This window comes from Streptomyces sp. NPDC051211, assembly GCF_040689505.1.
In the GTDB taxonomy this organism is placed as follows: Bacteria; Actinomycetota; Actinomycetes; order Streptomycetales; family Streptomycetaceae; genus Streptomyces.
Genome location: NZ_JBFBAV010000016.1, coordinates 35378 through 50788 on the forward strand (window position 1 = coordinate 35378; position 15411 = coordinate 50788).

General features: G+C 73.6%; 13 protein-coding genes. 10 read left to right on the forward strand and 3 right to left on the reverse strand.

Features of this window, described 5'->3' with window-relative positions; translation table 11 throughout:
- Positions 1–5: 5 nt before the first annotated feature.
- A complete protein-coding gene (locus AB0447_RS17890) occupies positions 6–1397 on the forward strand; it encodes a DUF1996 domain-containing protein (RefSeq protein ID WP_366477629.1) in 1392 nt (463 codons plus the stop codon).
- Between the two features lie 85 nt (positions 1398–1482).
- Here AB0447_RS17890 and AB0447_RS17895 read toward each other — a convergent pair whose 3' ends face one another.
- Positions 1483–2706: a helix-turn-helix domain-containing protein gene (locus AB0447_RS17895; protein WP_366477630.1), complete on the reverse strand. Its 1224-nt coding sequence runs from the start codon at positions 2704–2706 to the stop codon at positions 1483–1485.
- Between the two features lie 362 nt (positions 2707–3068).
- Here AB0447_RS17895 and AB0447_RS17900 point away from each other — a divergent pair, with 362 nt between their 5' ends.
- From AB0447_RS17900 to AB0447_RS17935, 8 genes are all read left to right on the forward strand, one after another.
- Entirely contained in the window at positions 3069–4088 is a 1020-nt protein-coding gene (locus AB0447_RS17900; RefSeq protein WP_366477631.1) for a hypothetical protein, read from the forward strand.
- 44 nt (positions 4089–4132) lie between these two features.
- Positions 4133–5533 (forward strand): NADH-ubiquinone oxidoreductase-F iron-sulfur binding region domain-containing protein, encoded by a 1401-nt coding sequence (locus tag AB0447_RS17905; protein ID WP_366477632.1) that lies wholly within the window; start codon positions 4133–4135, stop codon positions 5531–5533.
- A gap of 145 nt (positions 5534–5678) precedes the next feature.
- Positions 5679–6740, forward strand: coding sequence for an SCO0930 family lipoprotein (locus tag AB0447_RS17910; RefSeq protein ID WP_366477633.1), 1062 nt, complete (start codon positions 5679–5681; stop codon positions 6738–6740).
- Complete coding sequence (locus AB0447_RS17915) at positions 6733–7233, forward strand: hypothetical protein (protein ID WP_366477634.1); 501 nt, start codon at positions 6733–6735, stop codon at positions 7231–7233. The genes AB0447_RS17910 and AB0447_RS17915 overlap by 8 nt, the downstream gene beginning before the upstream one ends.
- Positions 7234–7299: 66 nt before the next feature.
- On the forward strand, positions 7300–8091 hold the full coding sequence (locus AB0447_RS17920; protein ID WP_366477635.1) for a class I SAM-dependent methyltransferase: 792 nt from the start codon (positions 7300–7302) through the stop codon (positions 8089–8091).
- 167 nt (positions 8092–8258) lie between these two features.
- Positions 8259–8588, forward strand: a complete 330-nt coding sequence (locus AB0447_RS17925) for a 2Fe-2S iron-sulfur cluster-binding protein (RefSeq protein WP_366477636.1) — start codon at positions 8259–8261, stop codon at positions 8586–8588.
- Positions 8585–9850 carry an FAD-dependent oxidoreductase gene (locus tag AB0447_RS17930; RefSeq protein WP_366477637.1) on the forward strand — a complete coding sequence of 422 codons (1266 nt, stop codon included), beginning with the start codon at positions 8585–8587 and terminating at the stop codon, positions 9848–9850. The genes AB0447_RS17925 and AB0447_RS17930 overlap by 4 nt, the downstream gene beginning before the upstream one ends.
- 367 nt (positions 9851–10217) lie before the next feature.
- Positions 10218–10586, forward strand: coding sequence for a PRC-barrel domain-containing protein (locus AB0447_RS17935; protein ID WP_366477638.1), 369 nt, complete (start codon positions 10218–10220; stop codon positions 10584–10586).
- 81 nt (positions 10587–10667) lie between these two features.
- Here AB0447_RS17935 and AB0447_RS17940 read toward each other — a convergent pair whose 3' ends face one another.
- Positions 10668–11333 carry an MSMEG_1061 family FMN-dependent PPOX-type flavoprotein gene (locus AB0447_RS17940; RefSeq protein ID WP_366477639.1) on the reverse strand — a complete coding sequence of 222 codons (666 nt, stop codon included), beginning with the start codon at positions 11331–11333 and terminating at the stop codon, positions 10668–10670.
- Between the two features lie 171 nt (positions 11334–11504).
- Positions 11505–12317: a methyltransferase gene (locus AB0447_RS17945; protein WP_366477640.1), complete on the reverse strand. Its 813-nt coding sequence runs from the start codon at positions 12315–12317 to the stop codon at positions 11505–11507.
- 798 nt (positions 12318–13115) lie between these two features.
- On the opposite strand from AB0447_RS17945, the gene AB0447_RS17950 reads away from it, so the two are divergent.
- Entirely contained in the window at positions 13116–15377 is a 2262-nt protein-coding gene (locus tag AB0447_RS17950; RefSeq protein WP_366477740.1) for a SpoIIE family protein phosphatase, read from the forward strand.
- Positions 15378–15411: the final 34 nt, after the last annotated feature.

The following is a 15411-nucleotide window of genomic DNA, read 5'->3' on the forward strand; positions in this document are numbered from 1 at the left end:
ATCGCATGAGTCGACAGGGCCACAAACGCCGCCGGTTGTCCCGCAGTTCCCTCGCCCTCCTGTCCGCCCTGATCGTGGGCGCCGGCGGAGTCGCGATCATCGCGGAGTCGGCCTCCGCCGGCATCTCCGGGCGGGCGGACGGCGACCGTACGGACCTCGTGACGGCCACCATCGACTGCCCCGACGTGGGCGACCGGCTGCGCGACGTCCCCGCCCAGGCCAAACCGCAGGTCGACGAGAAGCTCGCGCAACTCGACGTCCAAGTGGCCGACGTCTACCGGAAACTGGCGGACGGCACGGCCGAGGAAGGCGCGCTCCTCGGCGAGCTCGAACAGCAGCGGGGCGCGGCCATCGCCGAGCTGTCCGGAGCCATCGGACGGGCGGGCGCCGGGGCCGAGCCGCCCGCGGGCCTGGAAGCACTGCGCGCCTGCGAGATGAAGGAGACCCCGGCCGATGCGCCGGTGGACCAGCCGGATGCGGCCGCCCTGAAGGGCGGCGGGTCGCTGCGCCAGGGCAGCGGCCCGTCGCGCGGCGACTTCACCCCCATCACCTCCGTACGGCCGAACGTACGCAAGCCCGCCCCCGCGGCCGGCGCCTCCACCGGCTCCTTCACCACCCGGTGCGGCCGCAACGAGAACGGCCACTTCAACCCCGACAACGTGATCGTGGCTCCCGGGATCAGCAACGGCGCCCACCACATGCACGACTACGTGGGCAACCTCTCCACGGACGCCTTCTCCACCAACGACAGCCTGGCCGCCGCCGGTACCACCTGCACCAACGGCGACCGGTCCACCTACTACTGGCCGGTGCTGCGCCTGCGCGACGGCCGCGCGGAACGGGACGCCCAGGCGCCCGGCGGCGGCCAGGACGGCAACATCGGCACCATCCTCCGGCCGAAACAGGTGACCATCGAGTTCAAGGGCAGCCCGGCCGGCAAGGTGCAGGCCATGCCGCGCTTCCTGCGGATCATCACGGGCGATGCCAAGGCGTTCACCAACGGCACGGCCAACGCCAACGCCTCTTGGAGCTGCACCGGGTTCGAGAACCGGCAGCTCAAGGACAAGTACCCGCTCTGCCCGCGCGGCAGTGACGTGGTGCGCACCTTCACCTTCCAGAGCTGCTGGGACGGACGGAACACCGACAGCGCCAACCACCGCACCCATGTGGCCTTCGCGGACCGCAACGGCCGCTGCCAGAACGGGTTCACCGCCCTGCCGCAGCTCGTGCAGCGCATCGTGTACAGCGTTCCCGCGGGCGCGCGGTTCGCCGTCGACAGCTTCCCCGAACAGCTGCACAAACCCGTGACCGACCACGGTGACTTCATCAACGTGATGTCGGACGGCCTGATGGCCAAGGCGGTGCGCTGCATCAACAGCGGGCGCTCCTGCAGCTAGGCCCGGGATTCGTTTCGGGACCGCGTCGCAGGTCCCGGTCTTCCCCCTCGTCGGCGCGGGGGGAGACCGGGGCCTGCGACGCTGGTCAGAGTCCGTTGACGCGGGCGATCCGTCCGATGCCCAGCGGCCGGAAGTCCGCGGAGAGCGGGGGCCGTCCCCGCCGTCCGGCGCGGGAGGGCTGGCGCCGCACCTGGGCCATCAGCCGGCGGCTGCGCAGGGCCATCTCCAGTTCGAAACGGGTGCCGGGATCCCGCAGGTCGGGCCCGAAGAGCTTCTCCAACTGCCGCATGCGGTACCGCACGGTCTGCGGATGCACACTCAGCGCCTTCGCGGCCTCAGGAGCGCCGCCGCCCTCCAGCCAGGCGAGGAGCGTGACTTCCAGGCGCTCGCTCTGGCGTGGTGTCAGGTCGGCCAGCGGCCGCAGCCGGCGGGCCGCCAGCGCGTGCGCCAGCGGCTCGTCCTGGAGGAGCAGCAGGGTCGAGAGGTGGTCGTCGACGAAGACCGCCCGGGTGTCCGGGCCGGTACGGGGCGGGGTCAGCGCGAGCAGGCGCAGGGCCCAGCGAAGCGAAGAGGCGGTGTCGCGGAGGGGGACGGTGTGGCCCACGGCGGCCAGGCGGCCGCGCAGGGCGAGTTCGAGCGGAGTGCGGGTGTCGCCGTCGGGACTGGGCACCAGCAGGCACGGCTGGCCTCCGGCCATGCCGGCGAGCCCGTCGTCGAGCATGCCGGCCAGCTGCCGGCTCTCCCCGGGGCTGGTCAGGGCGATCGCGCGAACCGCCTCCGGCAGCGGCCAGGCGGCCTGCCGGGCCAGTTCGGCCACGGCCCCGTCGGCCGGACTCCGGTCGGCGGTGAGCGCGTTGAAGAGGTCCTGGCGGGCCCGGTCGGGAGGCGCCTCGTGGTGCCCGCGGGCCTCGCTCTCGGACCCGCACTCGCCCTCGCGGTGGTCGTCGTGGCCGGCGGGGCTGCTGTGCACCACGTGGTCGGCGTCGAGCCGGCCGTGGTCGATGCGGTCGGGCCGGCCGTGGTCGATGGCGTCAGGGCGGCGGTGGCCGATGCCGGGGGCGATGCCGGGGCCGATGCCGGCAGGGCGGCGGTGCTCCGGGCTCCGGTAGCCCAGAGCACTGAGCAGGGCCTCCTCCACGGCCTGTCTGAGCAGTTCGTCGTCGACGTCCTCGACGAGTACGGAGGATCCGGGGGTGCCATGCAGAAGCTCCTCCACTATCTCAGCGGCCAGCGAAGGGAGTTCCCTCCGCAGGACGCGGGTCCACTCGCCGCGGGGGCGGGACCAGATGCGGTTCAGAAGTTCGCACATCGTTACCTCGTTCGTGCCGGGGTAAGGCGTAGGCGGCGCATGAGGCGTTCGGCGCCTCAACCGCACCACTGGAGGGGAATCTTCCGCGGTTACACGATGGGGTGGCGATGCGGGCACCAGAACTTGTCACATTTCGATAAATCCTCTGGAGACGTTGGGAAGCTCCACGATGCTTCTGCCAATCCGGCCCTGCCCACGCCGCGGAGGAGACCCCTCGCCGCCAGCCGGGCCCCTGCCACCGGAGTGCCGACCGACCGGCCCTGCCGCGTGTGTGTCAGAGCGCCGCCGAGCAGTTCCGACCACAACCCCCGGGTGCCGAGCACGAGGTGGAGCCTCGGTACCCAGGTGCACGGGAGAACTCGATGCCCCTGTCCCAGATGCACGCACCCCGCTCTCATCGGGCCCGCCGCAGGAGACGCCACGCCGGAGCCGCACCGCTCGCGGCCGGACGGCGGGCCGCACGCCGGCCGCCTCTGTTGCCCGCCGCCGGAAACGTACGTCCCACACCCCTCTATGCGGCGGCCGGCGCCGGGCTCGCCCTCACCCTGGCCGTGGCGGGCCGGGCCGGAGCTCTCACCCGGATGTGGGACTTCCTCGACTTCGGGGCGGGCGTGCTCTCGCTCGTCTCCCTCACCGCCACCGTCCTGTGGGGTCTGATGGCCACCGACCGCCTGGTCCTCGGGTCGGGCCACCGGCTCCTGGCCCAAGGGGTGCACCGCGGCCTCGCCGTGGCGGGACTGGGCTTCCTCGCCCTGCACGTCTGGGTCAAGGTGGCCGAGAACCGTACGCCCGCCGCGGCCGTGGTCGTACCCTTCGCCGACCGGGACCGGCCGCTGCTCATCGGGCTGGGCACCCTGGCCGGCTACCTGTTCGTGAGCGTGGCCGTCTCCGGGGCGGCACGCAGCGCCTTCGCCACCACCCGGAGCCGCTCCCTGTGGTGGCGGGCCCTGCACATGGGGGCCTATCCGGCGTGGTGCGCGTCCCTGGTCCACGGCCTCAAGTCCGGTCGCGCGGCGGACGGTTGGGTGACCGCCGCCTATGCGCTGTGCCTGCTGGCCGTGGCCGTCCTCCTCTCCTTGCGCCTGCGGTCCAGGCTGCGCGGCAGCGCCGTCCGCCCGCCGGCAGCCCCGCCCGCGGCGCCCGTCCGTCCCGCGCCGGCGGGCTCCCCGGAGGCCGGTCCCCCGACGATCGGTCCCCCGCCGGCCGGTCTCCCGACGGTCGGTCCCCCGACGGTCGGTCCCCCGACGGTTGTCGAGCACCCGGCGGCGCCGCCTCCCGTGCCCGGCCGGGCGCCCGGCCAATCGCCGTACATCGCCGCGTACATACCGAGTCCCGCCTCCGTACCCGCGGACCGCACCACCGCCCCCCGGCGGTGGCCGTGACCTCCGGGCCGCGGCCGGCCCTCGGCTCCGTGGGTCCGCCACGCTTGCTCGCGGGACTCGACACGGCGGCACGGCTGGACCGCGTCGCCCATCTGACACGGCACGGCTCGCTGCCCCGGTACCGTCCGGACGAACTCCTCGGCCTCGCCGAGAACATCGACCTCAGGGGGCGCGGGGGAGCCGGGTTCCCGTTCGCCCGCAAGCTGCGGGCGGTCGCCCGTGCGGCAACCGCCCGGGACGGCCGGACTGCGGTGGTGGTCAACGGCAGCGAGGGCGAGCCGGGCTGCCTGAAGGACACGGCGCTGCTGCTGCACGTCCCGCACCTGGTCCTCGACGGAGCCCTGCTGGCGGCGGCCGCCCTGTGCGCCGAAGAGGTGGTGGTCGGCGTCACCCGCGCGGACGTGGAGCAGTCGGTGCGCGCCGCAGTCGCCGAACGCGGCCCGGGCGGCAGCCGGGTGCGGGTGGACCGGCTGCCCGAACGCTTCGTCACCGGAGAGGGCACCGCCCTGGTGGGCGCCCTCAACGGCGGCCCGGCCCTCCCGTCCGGACAGAAGGTGCGCACCAGCGACCGTGGGCTGGCCGGCCAGCCCACCCTGCTGTCCAACACCGAGACCTTCGCCCAACTCGCCGTCGCCGCCCGGCTCGGCGCCCTGGACTACCGCTCGGCAGGCCTGCCCGCCGAGCCCGGCACAGTGCTGCTCACGGTCGCCGGAACCACCGTCGTCGAGACGCCGACCGGGTCCTCCCTCCCGTACGTCCTGGACGTGTGCGGCACCGATCCCGGTCAGGGCGTCCTGGTCGGCGGCTACCACGGCCGGTGGCTCGGCCCGGAGGCGGCGCGCTCCGCGCTGGTCTCGCGGCAGTCCCTGGCCTCCTTCGACGCCGTGCTGGGCGCCGGGGCGGTCCTGCCGCTGCCGGAGGACACCTGCCCGGCCGGCGAGGTGGCCCGGGTGGCCCGCTGGATGGCGGAGGAGTCGGCCGGCCAGTGCGGGCCCTGCGTACGGGGGCTGCCGGCGCTGGCCGCCGTACTGGAGGAGGCCGTCGCCGGCGGGGGCCGGACCGCCCTCGACGCCGTGGAGGCCCGTACCCGAGCGGTCAAGGGACGCGGTGCCTGCGCCCACCCCGACGGCACCGCGCACTTCATCGCGTCCGCGCTCGCCGTGTTCCCGGAGGAGTTCGCCGTGCACGCCCTGGGCCGCGGCTGCGGCCGGCGGGTTCTCGGTGCACTGCCGCTGCCGGAGGACGAGAGCCCGGAGCGGCTCGTCGTGGACTGGACGCTGTGCAAGGGGCACGGGCTGTGCGTGGAGATCCTGCCCGATGTCGTACGCCTGGGCGTGGACGGCTACCCGGCGGACGCGTCCATGCCGGTGCCGGGACGGCTTCGGCCGAAGGCGCTGCGCGCGGTGCGGCGCTGCCCCGCGCTCGCCCTGCGCATCCAGGAATGAGGGGCGGCGCACGGCCCGCCGCCGCTCCGAGTTCATTCTTGGCGCGATCCGACAAATTCCCGTGGAGGCGAACGTATTCGGTCCGCAATCCCGTATCAATTTCCTCGGACAAGCGAACGGCCGGAACAAGCCCGAAGGAGTGAACGTGAAGAAGAAGATGTGCGCAATATCAGCCGGATCGGCGGTCGCGGTGCTGCTGCTGGCCGCGGGATGCGGAATCGGCGACGACAATTCGTCCCCCGCTGGAAATGTCGTGAAGCCGGCGGGCAGCGGACAGAGCCTTGCGCCCGGCTACGGAGCGGACAAAGCCTACGGCGGCAGCGGCAGCGGCAGCGGTTCGGCGGGTGGGCAGGAGGACCATGCGGCGGACGGTGACGCCGCGGCGAAGGACGGACCGGCCGGCCGGCTGGCGGTCCGGGACGTTCCCGACCTCGGCACCGTGGTCACCGACAGCAAGGGCTTCACGCTCTACCGCTTCGACAACGACACGGCCGAACCCCCCGCATCGTCCTGCGACGGGGACTGCGCCCGGGCTTGGCCGCCCGTCCCGGCCACGGACGCCTCGGCCTCCGAGGGCATCGACACCGGCCTCCTCGGCGAGGTGGTCCGCTCCGACGGCACGCGTCAGCTGACCCTCGCGGGGTGGCCCGTGTACCGCTACGCCAAGGACGCGAAGGCAGGCGACACCCTCGGCGAGGGAGTCGGCAACACCTGGCACGCATTCGGCCCCGATGGAAAGAAGGCCGCCGACCGCCAGGAGGAAGAGAAGGAGGAAGAGAAGGAGGAGGAGAAGGAGGAAGAGACGGAGGAGGAAACGGAGGAGGAGAAGGGGGAGGAGAAGGGCGGCGCGGAACTCCGGGCCAGCCGCGACGCGGAGCTCGGAAACATCATCACGGACGGAGCGGGAATGACGCTCTACCGATTCGACAAGGACAGTGCCTGGCCGATGAAATTCGGCTGCCTCGGCGCCTGCCTGAACACGTGGAAACCTGCCGGACCGGTCGACCGTGCAAAGGTGTCGGGAATCGCCGGGAAACTCGTCGGCACGGTGCGGCGGCCCGACGGCTCGGAGCAGCTGACCATCGACTGCTGGCCGGTCTACCGGTTCACCGGAGACAAGCAGCCCGGCGACACGAACGGACACGGAAAGCAGAACCTCTGGTTCGCCGTCACCGACACCGGGAAGAAGGCCGCGGCCGGTGGGTGACAAGCTGCCCGCCCGGACCCGGCGGGCAGCGGCGGTGGCGGCCGGCGCCCTCTCCGCAACCCTGCTGTACGGAGCCTGCTCGGGGACCGGCCCCGCAAGCCCCGCAGGCCCCGTCGGCCCGGCCCCCGCTGCCCGCCCCGGCCCGCTGCAGGAGATCGCCGAAGCCATCGGCTGTACGCCCGCGGTCAGCGTGGACGCGGAAGAGCTGCGCCAGGGGGAGTGCGCGACCGGGCAGGGCGCCTCGTACCGCATGCTCACCTTCGCGCGGCCCGAGGGCCGGCAGGCATGGCTGACGGAAGCCCGGGAGTACGGCGGCACCTACCTGGTCGGGGAGCGCTGGGTGGTCACCGCCCACCCGGAGTCCGCACTGCCGAGCCTCCGCGACCGCCTCGGCGGAACACTCGAGTCCGGCACCGCCCACGGCTCGGCCTCACCCCCGCCCGCACCCGTCCCGTCGTCGTCCTCGCAGGGCCACGGCGGGGGCCACTCCTGAGCAGCGGCCCCGCAGAGGCCGTGTCGTAACCGCCCGGCACGGCTCCGGTGCGCCGATAGTGGGGCTGTGAGCGAGCGGTCGGAGGGACCCGGGCAGGCCGGCGGCGGAGAAGGCGCGGCCTGGTCCGGCCGCGCCGGGGCGCAGGCGTTCGCGGCAGTGGAGGCGGCCACCGACTGGCTGCTCGGGTATCCGTTCGTCTTCCGGGCCCTGGCCCGCCGGATCGGCGGCGGCGAGGTCCTGGTGGACTACGGATGCGGGCCGGGAAAGGTGGCCGACCACGCGGCCCGGTTCCTGGGCGTGCGCGTCCTGGGAGTCGACACCTCCCCCGAGATGCTGGCGCTGGCCCGCAGCTCGGGGACGGCGGTGGCGGAGTACCACCTGGTCGCGGACGGCCGGGCCGCATGCCTGCCCGACGGCTGCGCGGACGCGGTGATGTGCAACCACGTGCTCGCATCGCTGCCGACCGAGGAGGCGGTCCTCGGCGTGTTCCGTGAGATCCGCCGGCTGCTGCGCCCCGGCGCCCCGCTCGTGCTGCTGGCCACCGATCCCGCCTGTAGCGGCACGGAGTACGCCTCGCTGCGGATCGGAGACCCCGGCGGGGCGTACGCGGCGGGCGAGCCACTGACCGTACGCCTTCGGCGCACGGACGGAAGCTGGCAGGAGATGCCCAACCACGCGTGGCCCGTCGGCCTCTTCCCGGCCCTGCTGGAGCGCGCCGGGTTCCGGGACGTCGTACAGCACCGCCCGACCGTGGACGAGGCACTCGCCCTCGCCGACGCGGAGCTCGTACGCAGCCGCACCTGGTCGGCGGAGCGGGCCGAACCACCCCTGGTGATCACCACGGGACTGGCGGTCTGACCTCGGCGGTGGTCCGCCGGGACGGCAGCTCGGGCGATACCTGTCCGGTAACCGGTCGATAGGGCCCGCTCCTAACGTCGTTCCCGGAACGAGGGAGCAGAACCACCACCGGACCGCCCCTGAAGTTCAAGTGAGCCGACGTCACCACCGTCCCCGAGGAGTACCCCATGCCCCAGATCACCTACATCGCCGCGGACCGGACCTCCGAGCAGACGCTCGACCTCCCCCTGGGGACCACCGTCATGCGCGGCGCCGTGAACAACGACGTCGACGGCATAGTCGGCCAGTGCGGCGGCTACGCCCAGTGCGCCAGCTGCCACGTCTACGTCGAGCCCGACAGCCTCGACAAGCTGGAGGAGGTGGAGATGGAGGAGGACGAGATGCTGGACTTCACCGCCTGCTCCCGCGAACCGAACAGCCGCCTGAGCTGCCAGCTGACGGTCACCGAGGCCCTCGACGGCCTGACCGTCCGCCTCCCCGAGCGGCAGTACCGATGAGCCGGCCCGAAGAGCCAGGCCACGTCGTCGTCATCGGCGCAGGGCAGGCCGGCCACCAGACCACCGCTTCCCTGCGCGAGAGCGGCTACCAGGGCCGCATCACCCTCATCGGTGACGAAGGCGTCCTGCCGTACGAGCGCCCGCCGCTGTCCAAGGCGTACTTGAAGGGAGACGTGGACGAGACCCAGCTGTGGCTGCGGCCGGAGACCTTCTACGAGCGCCAGTCGGTCGAGCGGGTCACCGGAACCGTCGTCGCCGTCGACCGGGCCGCGCGGACCGTCCGCCTCGGCGACGGTGCCGTCCACGCGTACGACCACCTCGTCCTGGCGACCGGGGCCCGGCCCAGGGTCCTGCCGGTGCCCGGATCCGACCTGCGCGGCGTACGGACCCTGCGCACCCTCGCCGACGCGGACACGCTCAGGAAGGACCTCGCCGGGGCCGCGGACGTGGTCGTCGTCGGCGCCGGGTTCATCGGCCTCGAATTCGCGGCGGCGGCCCGGGAACTGGGACACCGGGTGACCGTCGTGGAAGCGCTCGGACGCCCGCTGGCCCGGGTCGCGTCGGCGCCGGCCGCCGCGCACTTCACCCGCCTCCACGAGGAAGCCGGCAACCGACTGCTCGTCGGGCAGGGCGTCCTCGCCTTCCACGACAACGGCGACGGACGGGTGGGCGCGGTCGAGCTGACCGACGGCCGCCGGCTGCCCGCGGACCTCGTCCTGGTCGGTGCCGGAGTCACCCCCTGCACCGAACTGGCCGAGGCGGCCGGACTCCGGGTCGCGGCGGGCATCGTCACCGACTCCCGCCTGCTCACCAGCGATCCGCACATCTCGGCCATCGGCGACTGCGCGGTGTTCCCCCACCCCCGGTCGGCCACGGACCTGCGCATCGAGTCGGTGCAGAACGCCGTCGACCACGCCCGCCTCGTCGCCGACCGGCTCACCGGCGCGGAAAGGAGCTACGACGACCTCCCCTGGTTCTGGAGCACCCAGTTCTCGACGACCCTGCAGATCGCCGGCCTCGGCCACCAGCACGACACCGAACTGGTCCTGGCCACCGGCCCCGGAGCCTTCTCGGTGCTGCTGTTCCGCGAGGACGAGCTGGTCGCGGTCGAGTCCGTCAACCGGCCCGCCGACCACATGGCGGCCCGCCGCCTCCTCACCGCCGGCATCCCGCTCAGCCGCTGGGAGGCGTCCACCGAGGGCTTCACCCTCCGGGGACACCTCAAGGCGCGGTCGGGCGGCCCCGTGCCCGTGGCTGCGTGAGGGCACAACACGCCCTGCACGCAAGGAGCGTCCGCTGCCCACCCCGCGCGGACTCCGAACTCCGGCGCCGAGGGGGCCGGCCCGACCGGCCGGGCCCCGACCGGCACGCGGATGGGCGACGGTGCCCGATCGGCACCGCCCCGTCCGCCGCCGCCGGAACCACACCCGCAGCTCGGGCGCGTCGTCGGTGACGGCCGACGCCGACGGCAGGCTCGTCAAGCACACGGTCTGACCGGGCGGTGAGGATCGCCCCGAATCGGGGTGCGTGAGGCCGAGGAACCGGGGCACGAGCGGCTGTAGGGGTTGACAATCACGCTTCCCCTCCAGCGGCCAATGTGCCCCTCTCTCAGCAAAGGAGTTGTTCGGTGTGACTGAGCACGTGTGGAGTTACAAGTCGACCTCGGGCTACCTGGCGGGACTCGACCTCACCGGCTACAAGGTCGAGGCCACGGACGGCAGCATCGGCAAGGTCGACAAGCATTCCGACGAGGTCGGTGACGCCTACCTGGTCGTGGACACCGGGATCTGGATCTTCGGCAAGGAGGTCCTCCTCCCGGCGAGCACGGTCGTCAGCGTGGACCCCGACGAGCAGCGGATCTACGTCGACCGCACCAAGGGCCAGATCAAGGACGCCCCGGAGTTCCACCGCGACAAGCACCTGGGCGACCCCGCCTACCGCGAGGAACTGGGCACCTACTACTCCAGCGGCGGCCCCTTCGGCGGCCGCCCCGCCTGACCTCCCGAAAGTGAGGGGCCCGGACTCCGAGAGTCCGGGCCCCTCACCTGCCGGCAGCCGGCCGGATCCGGCCGGGAGCCGTCACTCGTAGCGGTGGAGCAGCGACTCGCGCTCGTGCTGCCGGATCTGCTCGAGCGTCACGCCGGGCAAGTTCAGGTGGGAGAGGGTGACTTCGGCGGAGCTCGGGACGGCATCCTCGGCGAGCCACTGCTCGGGCTTCCAGGCGCTGCTGCGCAGGAAGGCCTTCGGGCAGTGCTGATAGGCCTCCTCGACCTGCACCACGATCGCGCTGCGCGGCGGCTTGCCGACGGCGGTCAGCTGCTCCAGCAGCTGCGGGTCGGCGGAGATGCAGGCCCGCCCGTTCACCCGCAGAGTCGTTCCCCGGCCGGGGATGACGAAGATCAGGCCGGCTCGTCCCGTCTCCACGATGTTGTGGCTGCTGTCCAGCCGCTTGTTGCCGGTGGCATCGGGGATGGCCAGGGTGAACTCGTCCAGGACGGACACGAATCCGGCCGGCCCCCCTCGGGGCGTCACGTCGCAGCGGCCGTCGGCGCCGGTGCTGGCGATGAACACCAGCGACGACTGCCCGATGACGGCGCGGGCCACGTCGTGGATCCGGTCCACCGCCTTGCGCCGGACCAGATCACTGGGCTCGTCGTAGAGATCGCGCAACTGGGCCGTGTTCTGCACGGCGGTGGCGTTCAGGGCTTCGAACAGGCGGCCGTTCGGCGGCGTGGTGGCGGTCACGTGCACGCAATCTATACGACCATCGCATCGCTCCCCGGCTCAACCGGACAAGCAAGCCCCGGGGTGTGTCGCAACGGCTTCACCGGCCTGCCGAATCCGGTGCTGTGGCCGGGTGCTGTGGCCGGGTGCTGTGGTCGGACCACGCAGTGACCGGTCGCGCCGGTCAGCGGGTCAGCGATCCCCTGCGGCGGCGCGGGGTTTGCGCGCCCGGACCGCGAGGACGCCCAGGGGGAAGGCGACGCGTTCCGGGTCGCGGAGGGCGGCGAGGGCGGCATCGATCTCGGCTTCGGTCATGGAGCCGGACTCCCGGAGGCGGGGCGCGAGGGCGGCCGTCGTGCGGTACCAGAACTCGGAGACCGCGGCGGTGCTCCGGAACGCGGGAAGCACCATCTCGGCGGTGATGTCCTCGTAGCCGTTCCGGTGGAGGACGTCCGGTGCGCGCAGGCCCCAGTCCGGTTCCATCCCGTAGGAGTCGGCGAGCAGCGCGCAAGTCCCCTCCACGGACCGGCGGATGGGATCGCCCACCGGGAGGCCGGTGTGCGGGAAGTGCACCACGTCCTCCAGCAGCAGGGTGCCGCCGGGAGCCAGCCAGTCGCGCATCCGCTCCACCACGCGCTCTCGCTGCGGCAGGTGCAGCAGCACGCAGCGGGCGTGGATCAGGTCGAAGGATTCCGAGGGGAACGGGTCTCGGGTCACGTCGTGGCGGAGCGCACGCACGTGGCCGGGCAGGCCCGGCGGCAGGTGGCCGGTGTCCAGATCGGTGGCGGTGATCCGCCCTTGCGGACAGCGCGCGGCCAGCCAGGCGGCGACCGTACCGGTGCCGGCACCGACCTCCAGGACCCGCGCGTCGGCGGCCGGGCCGACGGCGTCGAGGCGGCGGAACGTATCGGGGTCGAGGGCATCGGTCAGGGCCCGCAGCCTGGCCGGCTCCGACGGGTTGGTCCGGCCGAGCTCATCGGCGTAGCGGTTTTCCACGGCCGCCATCTCGTCACTCCTGTTGCCCGGGGGTGTGTGCGGATGAGGATGACGGTACGTCAACCACGAGACCGGTACGAGAGGACCCGGGGCCGGCGCTGCGGGAGCGGATGCCGGCAGGCCGCCGGGTGGGATGACGAAGCTTCGGCCAACACATTCAGGCCAAACTCTTGGTGCCTGGCCGAAACCAGTGCATGCTGTGACGGCGGTGACCTTCTCCCCTCCCCCGTGGAGAGGTCCAACGGCCCTCGCCTGCGCACCCCCGCCGGGCGAGGGCCGACCGCGTCGCCCCTCCGCCCTCCCGACCCCGCGAGGGATTCCTGGGGCCGGCGGGCTCCGCGAGCATCGCCGCGGCCCCCGTGCCGGCCGGCGAGCGCGTCCAGCCCGGCCTCCCCGATCTCGCGCTTGCTCCGCCAGTGCCTGAACGAGAGCGTCGCCCATCCCGCCGCCGTCGTGCGGTCGACCAGCGTGTCCACGCAGGCCCTCGGCAGGCCCTCCGGCGCCGCCACGGCTGGGCCCCGTCGGCGGGCACCGCGCGAGCCGGCCGCGTCGTACGCCGGCAGCCCGGCGGCGTCCGCCGGGCCGGCCTCCGGAGCCGGTGTCTCGATGTTCGGGCATGCCGGAATGTTGCTTCGCACACCGGCTCCGCCCGTGCCCCGCCGGTACGTGCGGAGGTGCCGATCGCCCCGGGTGGGAGACGATGAGCGGGTGCAGGATGTACCTGCCGCCGGAGACGAGCTGTCGGGCCGGCGGGGGCTGGAGGCGGCCCTGGACGGGGTGGTCCGTGCCACGGACGCGTCCATCGGCATGCTCTACCTGCCCGGATCCGACCGGCGGGTCCTGCACCTCGCCCTGGCCTGCGGGGTCTCCCGGGAATTCGCCGCACCCTGGTCCCGGGTGGGGCTGGACGACCCCATCCCGGTGGCGGACGCGGTCCGCGAGCGCCGGCTGGTGTGGCTGGGCGGCCAGGAGGAGACGGCCCGCCGCTACCCCAGGCTCGGCCTGGTCCTGCCGTACGACTTCGCCCTTGCGGCCGCCCCCCTTCCGGACCAACCCCCGGACGGGGGAGCGACCCATCCGGGCGGTGCCGGCGCCCCGGGCGGTGCCGGTGTCGCGGGCGGGGCCGGGGCCCCGGGCGGTGCCGGTGCCAAGGGTGGTGCCGCGGCCCCGGGCGGTGCCGGTGCCAAGGGCGGTGCCGGGGCCCCAGGTGGTGCCGGGGCCCCGGGTGGCCTGGTGCTGCTGTGGCCGGGCAGGCACCCACCGCACCTGTCCCCGCGCGAACGCCGGGCCGTGGAGGCCGGCTGCCGCGGCCTGGGCGACGTACTGCGGCGGGCTGCCGAAGAGGGACGGCCGATCCGGCCGGCCGTCCACCCCGTGATGCTGCGTCCCCCGCCGCCGCCCACCCCCGGCCCCGTCGAGGCGGCGGCAGCGCTGGCCTTCGTCCGGCGACTGCCCGGGGGCAGCTGCGCCCTCGACCTGAACGGAAAGATCACCTTCGTCACGGCCGAAGCGGCCGGCCTGCTCGGCCTGCCGGTCTCCGCCCTGCTCGGCGCGCTGCCGTGGGAGGCGCTGCCGTGGATGGACGTTCCCGCGGTAGAGGACCACTACCGGGCTGCGGTCATCAGCCGGCTGCCCCGGTCCTTCACCGTCCTGCGACCCCCGGACCACCTGCTGCGCTTCGAGCTCTTCCCCGACGACACCGGCCTGAGCGTCCGCATCACGGCGGGTGCGGACGAGGCCGCCCCCGCCGAGGGCCCCACGTGCCGCCCTGCGGCCCCGCCGGCCACCGCCGAACCGGCCACCGCCGAACCCACGGCCGCACCGCCCACGGCCGAACCGGACACCGCCCCCATGCCCAGCCGCGCCACGGCCCTCTACCACCTGATGCACCTGGCAGCCAGCCTCACCGAGGCCGCGCACGCGCAGGACGTGGTCGATCAGGCCGCCGACCAGCTCGTACCCGCCCTCGGCGCGCAGGCCCTCGCCCTGCTCGTGGTCGAGGACCAGCGCCTGCGCATCGTCGGCCACCGCGGCTACACGGCCGAACTGATGGCTCGGTTCGACGGCGAACCCGTGACCTCGGACACGGCCACCACCCGCGTACTGCACACCGGCAATCCGCTGTTCTTCGCGGACGCCGACGCGCTCACGGCCGTGTACCCGTCCGCCGACGTCGAGGACGGCATGGCCGCCTGGGCCTTCCTCCCCCTGGTCGCCTCCGGCCGCCCCATCGGCTCCCTCGTCCTCGCGTACGCCCGTCCCCACCACTTCGCCCCGGGGGAACGCGCCGTCCTCACCTCGATCGCCGGCCTGATCGCCCAGGCGCTGGACCGGGCCCGCCTCTACGACTCCACCCACCAGCTCGCCCGCAGCCTGCAGACCAGCCTCCTGCCGCGCACCCTGCCCCGCATCCCCGCCATGGACGTGGCCGCCCGCTACCTTCCCGCAGGACACGGTCTCGACATCGGCGGCGACTTCTACGACCTCATCCGCATCGACGACACCACGGTCGCCGCCGCCATCGGCGACGTCCAGGGCCACAACGTCAACGCCGCCGCCCTCATGGGCCAGGTCCGCACCGCCGTCCACGCCACCGCCGGGGCCCCGCCCGGCGAAGTGCTCAGCCGCACCAACCGGCTCCTGACCGACCTCGACCCGGGGCTGTTCACCAGCTGCCTCTACGTCCACCTCGACCTGGCCCGCCACAGCGCCCGCCTGGCCACCGCCGGCCACCCGCCGCCCCTCGTGCACCCGCCCGACGGCCCCACCAAGCTCCTGCACCTGAACCCCGGGCTGCTCCTCGGCATCGACCCCGAAGCCGACTACCCGACCACCGAGATCCCCTTCACCCCCGGAACCCTCCTCGCCCTCTACACCGACGGCCTCGTCGAAACCCCCGGCACGGACATCGAGGACTCCATCCGCGCGGCCGCGGAGCACCTCGACCGGGTCCACGCCCAGCCCCTCGCCGCCGTCGCCGACGACCTCATCCGGCACGCCCGCCGGTCCGCCCCCCGCAACGACGACATCGCCCTCCTCCTGCTCCGTCGCGGACCACAGCCCCCGTGACCGCCGCGAACGAGCCGGGGCGACGCCGGCTCGC